This window comes from Pseudomonas sp. K5002, assembly GCF_013386655.1.
Lineage (GTDB): Bacteria > Pseudomonadota > Gammaproteobacteria > Pseudomonadales > Pseudomonadaceae > Aquipseudomonas.
Window position 1 is genome coordinate 1 of record NZ_JACARK010001117.1, and the last position, 1,133, is coordinate 1,133.

General features: G+C 59.2%; 2 protein-coding genes. One reads left to right on the forward strand and one right to left on the reverse strand.

What is annotated here, in order from left to right:
- Positions 1–781: aminoglycoside phosphotransferase family protein (locus tag HX846_RS33865; RefSeq protein WP_178967115.1), on the reverse strand; the 781-nt coding region annotated here is incomplete at its 3' end.
- A 130-nt stretch (positions 782–911) separates the two neighbouring features.
- Here HX846_RS33865 and HX846_RS33870 point away from each other — a divergent pair.
- On the forward strand, positions 912–1,133 hold a 222-nt coding region (locus tag HX846_RS33870), incomplete at its 3' end, for a hypothetical protein (RefSeq protein WP_178967116.1).

Sequence of the window (1,133 nt, forward strand, 5' to 3'; positions counted from 1 at the left end):
CCAGCGCGCCGGCGCGCTGCCAGTAACCGCGCTGCCATTCCCGCACGCGGGCCTGCGGCCAACTGAGGAAGGCGTCCTTGAACAGGCACGTGATGTCGTAGGTCACCGGGCCGTAGACCGCATCCTGGAAGTCCAGCACGCCGGGATTCGGCTCGCTGATCATCAGGTTGCGCGGCATATAGTCGCGATGCACCAGGACCTTGGGCTGGGCCAGGGCGCTGTCAATCAGGTGTTCGCTGACGCGTTGCCACAGGCCAAGCTGCCGGGCGTCAAACTCGATGCCCAGCTCCCGGCGAACGTACCATTCAGGAAACAATTCCAGCTCCCGACGCAACAGCGCGACGTCATAACTGGGCAACGGGGCTTCCATCGGCAATTGCTGGAAAGCCAGCAATGCGTCGATGGCATCGGCGAACAATTGATCGGCATTTTCAGCCGTAATCACGTCCAGATAGGTTTTTTTCCCCAGGTCGTTCAGCAAAAGAAAGCCGCGAAGCAGATCTTGCGCATAAATTTTCGGAACATTTATTCCCGATTGACCGAGTAAATGAGCGATATCGACGAAAGGTTTGCAGTTTTCCTGGGGGGGTGGAGCGTCCATCACGACAAAACTGCGACCTCCTCCCTCCCACCGGAAGTAACGCCTGAAACTCGCGTCACTGCTGGCCGCAGTCAACGTGGCCGGGGGTACGACACCCCAGCCCTGGGTGGTAAAGAGGCCTGGCAATTGCTCATCAAGCCAGACTTTCAGCTGTTGCAAACGTAGATCTTGGTCGGGCATTACAAGGGTCTCCGACGGCGCTAGCCGTCAAGCGGGTCATGCTTTATTATCACGCATCTTTTTCAGACCATCGAGAGGCGTGCGGCCCACACCGCGGGCAGATGGCACGCAGGAAGCCCGGACTAATAAGATGGCATTGAAATCCCCCGCGTTTCGTAGAAAATTTCCGTTGCTGGTAACCGGCAGTCTGCTGGCCATGCAACCTTTCGCCACCTCATTCGTGGTCGCCGCGGAACAGTATGACTGCTCAGTCTCTGCTTCGGGTGCCTGGGATTGCGCGCCGAAAACGGCCGCAGCCCCGCTGCCACCGCGCCCGGTGCATGACGGCAGTGCCGTCAGCTCTGCCAGTGGC